A 6,125-nucleotide genomic window follows, 5' to 3' on the forward strand; every position below is an offset into this window, starting at 1 on the left:
TTCACAAAGCGCATCCCTCCCGACACCACGAGCTCTATCAGTTTTTCAGGCCCCAAAGGCTCGAACGTGGGTTATTCATCAGAATTGATCGAGACACGCATAGACCTCAATCATCAATCGAGTCGCCTTGAACGAATCTTAGCCCCGACAACTCTTGATTATTATTCTTTTCGCCAAGCTGCAGCTGTTCGATATCGGCTGGTCTGGGGCGGCTGACCGAAAGCTGGGCCTTGGACATCGATTTCAACAACAATCCGAACAGGCCGCTCGCAGCCGAAAAATCTCATTTCCAAACCCTATGGCCGGGATCATTTTGGAATGCAGGGTCCGATTATCCAACGCGAGCGCCGGCGACGAAATAGCTGCACGCCATCTTCAGCGGCAACGAAACTGCGGCCGTTAGTCAAGAAGACCCAGACGCCCCGCCTTGACGACGCACTGGGTGCGGCTGGTCGTTTCCAGCTTTCGCATCGCATTCTTGATATGAAAGTTGACCGTGTTAACGCTCACGCCCAGGATGACTCCGATGGCCCAGGATGACTTCCCCTTCTCCACCCATCGCAAACACTGTTTTTCCCGTTCCGACAGCACAACTTCTTGCACATCCGCCATGAATTTTTCCCGGAGCCGAGAGGGCAAGAACGAGATCAGCAAGTGCCATGCCACTCAGTGGCACACGCAAACTCGCGCGGCAGGACACGTTCCTGGGAGATGCCCGTCCATTCTCGGGAGCCTGCCATCGAACTGCAGCCCTCTCGACCGGATTGCGACATACGTCGCAACGCAATAGCAGCACTTACGACAATCGTAGCAGTCGATATTTTAACATCTGTGTGAGCTGGATATCACCCTTTGACTAGGCGCTCCTCCCGCCAGGGCTGAATGCTCTGTGAAGGGCCGTAGGACGCGGCTCGCGAGCCCAGATCTTTCATTTGCACCAAAGCTTTAACCGGCGTGTCGGCTCGACGCTCATCCGATAACCCTATGGCGATCATGCAAGCTTTTACGCCCCAATAAACTACCAACGCTGGTCATTGATCGACTTCACGACAAAACGATATGAACAGTGAAATTTGCGCCAATCGAGGATCGGCTTCCAGGATTTAGGCATGCAGTATCAACCACAAGCCGTTCGGCCTACCGCAGGTCGTCAATGCACACAGTCGTCGCCAGTCGAAATGCTTCGCGCCCAGGTGTGCTCGAATGATGATCTGTCGTTTCTGATGGAAGCGCATGATGGCCTGTCTGCCACGATCGCGCAGCGCTCGGGATTCAAGGGGCTCTGGGCCTCTGGTTTGTCGATTGCCAGTTCGCTCGGCTATCGCGATGCCAATGAAGCTTCATGGACCCAGCTCGTCCAGAGCGTGGAACGCATAGTGGACTCAACCGAGCTACCTGTGCTCGTTGACGGTGACGGGGGCTTCGGCAATTTCAACAATGCTCGCCTCCTCGCACGCAAACTTCATCAGGCTGGCGCGGCGGGCGTCTCGCTTGAGGACAGCTGCTTCCCGAAGCTGAACTCGCTCATTGGTGAGCGGCATCCGCTCGCCGATATCGATGAATTTTCCGGTCGTCTACGGGCGGTGAAGGACACGGTCGCTGAACACGTTGTTCTCGTGGCCAGGATCGAAGCGCTAATCGCTGGACATGGATTGAATGAAGCCATCTTGCGTGCTCATGCCTATGCCGAGGCAGGCGCCGATGCAATCCTGATTCACTCGCGAAAAAGTACCGCTTACGAAATGCTTTCGTTCGTCACCGAGTGGCGGAACCGGCTACCCGTTGTGATCGTTCCGACGACGTACTATCGAACACCAGTGTCAACCTTTCGTGATGCGGGGATCTCCACGGTCATCTGGGCCAATCACTCCTTGCGAGCTGCGGCAGCTGCAATGCGGCGCGTCTGCGATAGTATCGCAGCTCAAGAGGGCGTTGCGGGCATTGAGCCCCATATCGCCCCGCTCAGCGAGATATTCGAGCTTCTGAGGTATGACGAGCTCGCCGCGGCCGAAAAGCGATATCTGCAGCCTCGCTAGTCCATGCTGAGAGGGTTTATCACATAACGTCCCCTTCTTCGAAAGTCCTCCGATGTGCCCTCTCGGCGGTCTCCCTCTAAGTGTCAACCAACAGGCAGTCGGACCTATAATGCCAGAGAAGCTTTGCACAGCACTAAACAGCTTCCCCTCGCCAGGCGGTAGGCAATCCAGATGCACGTGGGTGACGACCTAGCCCTTTCGATCTCCGGGACGATCTAAACAGGTCTGCGGCCGAAGGGAAGAACAGAACGCTCGCGATGCTCACGGAGTTAGGCGCGGGATTAAAGAAAGCGAATGAAATGCCAGTGAATGCTCCCAAGAATGCTCTCATTCTTGCCGCTGGCGTTGGCTCTCGTCTGCGGCCGCTAACGGATCTAACCGCGAAATCCCTTGTCCAAGTTAACGGCACTCCCATCCTGCACAACGCGCTACATAACCTTGACCGTGTCGGCGTCGAACAGGTAACGATTGTTGTCGGGTATCGCAAAGAGGCGATCAAAGATAGCTGCGGTGGCCGCTTTGGCGGGGTTGACGTCAAATATGTCGAATCCTCCGTTTACGATCGTACTGGCAGCGCCTATTCGCTATGGCTGGCGCGAGACGCGCTGCTTTCCGGAGACTGCTTTCTTCTTGAGGGCGACGTCTTCTTCGAGGAAAATGTATTGCGGCAGCTGCTCATCAGTGAAGCGCCCGACGCAGCGGCTGTCGCTCCCTTCGATCAGCTGATGCAGGGATCAGCGGTCCTGTTGTCCGATCTTGGCTTCATTTCAGAATTTCGTTTGAAACAAACAGCGAGAAATCTCATGGCGGATGACCCGCCTCTTTACAAGACGATGAATCTGTTGCGGCTGTCCGCGTCTACTCTGCGGACAGAGCTCGTTCCGGCCCTAGACGATATGATCAAGGCCGGAGCTACCCAGGCCTACACTGAGGAGCTTCTTTCCTATCTCGTGGAAACACAAGGCCTGCAGCTTGCTGCGGTGAGATGCGATGACCTCAGGTGGTACGAAATTGATGATGCGGAAGATCTTCGTACCGCCGAACGCATCTTCGCAAAAGCCGACGTTTGATCCAACCGCGCAGGGGCGAGGTTCACGACGATCACGGAAGGTTTGACGCTGCGCCTCTTCACGACCTGCGCGGCTGCCTCCCAGGCCGCGTAACGATGCCAAGCCCCGCAAGCTTGATCGGGGGCCGCAACCAACGCGGCCGCCTATTGCCTCAGCAAAACGCGAGCGGCTCGTCCTGGCATGAAGCGTGAAACACACCCCCACAAGCGAGGTGGTAGAAAATAGTTATTGCGCTCCCAGCCGCTTCGACCGCAGGAACCGGAGGGACCTAGACCTTGAAGGGGGCAGATGATCTCGATTTCCTCGCTTGCGCTTTTCCGGATCGAGGCTTTCCTGCAAGCGGCTGCTCCGCGGAACTAATCTCTTTAAAATCGAATCTGAAGCTGATTCTTGGTGCGCACAGTACATTCTCGCCAAATTTGATCGGAATACGGCCGGAGCAGTCAAGGCTCTCCTTGACGAAGACCGGCGCCGAAGTGGACATTCCAAGCAGGCGCGCCTCCTGCGCAGAGGGCAGACGTGCGCTTATCGTCACCCACTGTTGCGAGTAGTCGTCAATTCCGATGCGCCTGAGAGCTGTGGAGATCGAGTTGGCGCCAGAGAATTTGTCCAGCAGTCCGGGAGTGCGTTTCGCCGGAAAGTAGCTATGCGCAATGACGATTGGGATCTCGTCCTGATAGCTCAGCGTGTCGATGCGCAGCACATCGTCACGAGCTTGCAAGTCGAGGTAGCCGGCGAGCCGCTCGTCTGCCTTTATCGTTGCAGCAGACAGGATCTTACGACGCGCCAGGCGACGTTGGGAGAAGAGATTATCGGTCAGGGGTTTGAGGGGAGAGCAGATAGGGTGTTGGATGTTCGACAACGAAGGTGCCCCTCCCCTGCTCGACACGGAGCAGTCGTTCCTGCTCAAGTGCCCGAATGGCGTATCTTACGGTGTGCCGGTTGACACCATATTCGAGAGCAAGCTCTACGTCATTGGCAATTTTCGCCTGGCCGAAATCGGCTCGAGGCAATGGCTTCTTCGATGTTCGACCGAACAAACTCCTAGCGCTTTCCTTGATACATAGGTCAAATGCTCCGTGGTTCAGGCTTTCAATTGCGTCGGATCAGCGCCAGGTCTATCATTCTTCGGTTGCACGAGCCGGGTCACGGCCGCTTCCCTCAGATAAAGACGTTGCCGGTAAAGCTCCCGGCAGACAGTTGACCGGCGCGCTGAACAGGCAATTGAGACGCTCGCATCTTCGACATCATACTGACCTCCGACCTCGCGATCTTGCAAAGCTTCATCGATGATACGGCCGTGCACCGTCGACGGTAGCGGCAGTCCCAAGCTGGAAAGGATCGTCGGCACCAGATCAACGATACTGGTTGGGGTAGCAACAACTCCGCTTCTAAAGGCATCGCCAAAGGATGCATAATGAAGTCAGCTCGTGCCCCGAAAGCCCTCCGTGCATACCAACGCCGATCGGATAGGTCCCATCGTAGTACACGGCATCTTGCGAAGCGCTCCGATTAGCCGCTCCGCAATCGGCGAGACCAAACGACGAGGTCCGCACTTCGTGGGTGTTCGGCCATGACAGCGGAAAGCGGGAGGGTACTCGCGATAAGTGGAGAGCCATCGGAAGTCTGACGTGAGAAGGCGACGCCAAACCATGGCTCCTCGGAAAGGCTGTGATACATCTCTGTCAGAAGATGGCTCTCTCTGTCCCGAGCCCAAATGTTGACGACCCGTTCAGCTGTTATTGCGGCGTCTACGTCGGGCGTGAGTTCATATCCGACCTTGAATCCCGATCGCTGCAGATGTTTTAATACGGTTCGGGAGGGAGCATGGGAAAGGTTGGCGCAATCTACCCCGATCCCACAGCATCGTTCGTCTCGCGCTGGGGGTCTCAGAGCAACTTTCAGAGGGGTGGGTATTGGCGGAACGACAGATTCAATGTGCTGGAGACAACTTTGCTGACGGTGAAGGACCCGGCGCAAAGGCGAGCTGCCTATCAAGAGATGCTGGACATATTCGACGAGATTGATCCACCAGGAACGGTGCTCCATTCGCTTGGCGAGTTCTTTGGAAAGCGCGCCAACATCAAGTGGGCACCGACGCCAACCGGTTTAATAGATTTTCGGCCAGGCGCAATCAACGCCTAGCCGAGAACGCCTTGGGCCAGACGCAGAAGACTATTGTCTGCTCGAAAGGTGGAATCATGGACCAAACCAGTTTGCACGCACTTGAAGCACCTTTTGTTCACACTTTTGAGCAAGGGAATGCCGGGCGCCCAGCCATGGCGGCTGGCAGCCCGCCGCTTCTGAGCATTACTGGATTGACGGTTGTTCTTGCAGACCGACCCGAGACGCGCCTCTTGGATGCCGTTCAGTTCGAGTTGCGGAAAGGTGAGTTTTTCGCGCTTGTCGGCGAAAGCGGCAGCGGAAAAAGCGTCTTGTGTTCGACCATCATGGGAGTAGCAAGTACCGAGCTGAAATGTCTCGGCGATATTCACATCGAAGGCAGGCCTCTTGCCGATGTCGATCGGCCGCCTGCGTGCAATGATCTACCAACAGCCGAGCCTATATCTTAACCCCGTTCGGAACATTGGATTCCAGCTTCGCGAGACTGTCCAGATGATCGGCGGCTAGCAAGAAAGAGGCGAGCGAAAGAGCTGCAGATCTACTCTGCGATGTGGGGATCGATGATCCCAAAGAGACGATGAGAAACTATCCGCACGAAATGCCAGGCGGAATGAATCAGCGCGTCATGATTGCAATGGCGCTCCCGATGAAGCCGAAGCTTCTCATCGCTGACGAGCCGACCTCTGCTCTCGATGTAACCACGCAAAAGCAGATTCTTGACTTGCTCGAACGGCTCCGCCCAGACATGGCAATCCTCTTTGTGACCCATGATCTGAGGCCGGCAAACTGGACCATTTTTGGCTAGAGTTGGCGCTGCGTAAATCCCTCGACTGGGAGGAGCGACGACGATGAAGGCCTCGAAGTTTTCGGACGCCCAGAAGGCGTTTATCCTGAA

8 protein-coding genes are annotated in these 6,125 nt (G+C 55.9%); 5 read left to right on the forward strand and 3 right to left on the reverse strand.

From position 1 onward, the window contains the following. Positions 1-399: 399 nt before the first annotated feature. On the reverse strand, positions 400-612 hold the full coding sequence (locus I6F20_RS32540) for a helix-turn-helix transcriptional regulator (RefSeq protein WP_225129809.1): 213 nt from the start codon (positions 610-612) through the stop codon (positions 400-402). 566 nt (positions 613-1,178) lie between these two features. Between I6F20_RS32540 and aepX the strand changes: the two genes are divergently transcribed. Then, entirely contained in the window at positions 1,179-2,036 is an 858-nt protein-coding gene (gene aepX / locus I6F20_RS32545; RefSeq protein ID WP_225129831.1) for a phosphoenolpyruvate mutase, read from the forward strand. Positions 2,037-2,335: 299 nt separating this feature from the next. Further along, the gene (locus tag I6F20_RS32550) at positions 2,336-3,106 is read left to right on the forward strand and encodes a phosphocholine cytidylyltransferase family protein (RefSeq protein ID WP_225129833.1); all 771 of its coding nucleotides are present in this window, start codon (positions 2,336-2,338) and stop codon (positions 3,104-3,106) included. Positions 3,107-3,374: 268 nt separating this feature from the next. Here the strand turns inward: I6F20_RS32550 and I6F20_RS32555 are convergent, their stop codons facing one another. Together I6F20_RS32555 and I6F20_RS38510 are read right to left on the reverse strand one after the other, a co-directional pair. Continuing rightward, entirely contained in the window at positions 3,375-3,968 is a 594-nt protein-coding gene (locus I6F20_RS32555; RefSeq protein ID WP_225129811.1) for a GntR family transcriptional regulator, read from the reverse strand. After that, entirely contained in the window at positions 3,916-4,146 is a 231-nt protein-coding gene (locus I6F20_RS38510) for a GntR family transcriptional regulator (protein WP_463671675.1), read from the reverse strand. The genes I6F20_RS32555 and I6F20_RS38510 overlap by 53 nt, the downstream gene beginning before the upstream one ends. A gap of 787 nt (positions 4,147-4,933) precedes the next feature. Here I6F20_RS38510 and I6F20_RS32565 point away from each other — a divergent pair. The 3 genes from I6F20_RS32565 to I6F20_RS38515 all read left to right on the forward strand — a co-directional run bounded on the left by I6F20_RS32565 (position 4,934) and on the right by I6F20_RS38515 (position 6,035). Then, positions 4,934-5,251, forward strand: coding sequence for a hypothetical protein (locus tag I6F20_RS32565; protein WP_225129814.1), 318 nt, complete (start codon positions 4,934-4,936; stop codon positions 5,249-5,251). A gap of 56 nt (positions 5,252-5,307) precedes the next feature. Then, a complete protein-coding gene (locus I6F20_RS38055; RefSeq protein WP_275945415.1) occupies positions 5,308-5,679 on the forward strand; it encodes an ATP-binding cassette domain-containing protein in 372 nt (123 codons plus the stop codon). A gap of 101 nt (positions 5,680-5,780) precedes the next feature. Next, positions 5,781-6,035, forward strand: a complete 255-nt coding sequence (locus tag I6F20_RS38515) for an ATP-binding cassette domain-containing protein (RefSeq protein ID WP_368736806.1) — start codon at positions 5,781-5,783, stop codon at positions 6,033-6,035. The last annotated feature ends 90 nt before the right edge of the window (positions 6,036-6,125 follow it).

Origin of the sequence: Bradyrhizobium sp. IC3123, from assembly GCF_020193625.1 — a bacterium.
Taxonomy (GTDB): domain Bacteria; phylum Pseudomonadota; class Alphaproteobacteria; order Rhizobiales; family Xanthobacteraceae; genus Bradyrhizobium; species Bradyrhizobium yuanmingense.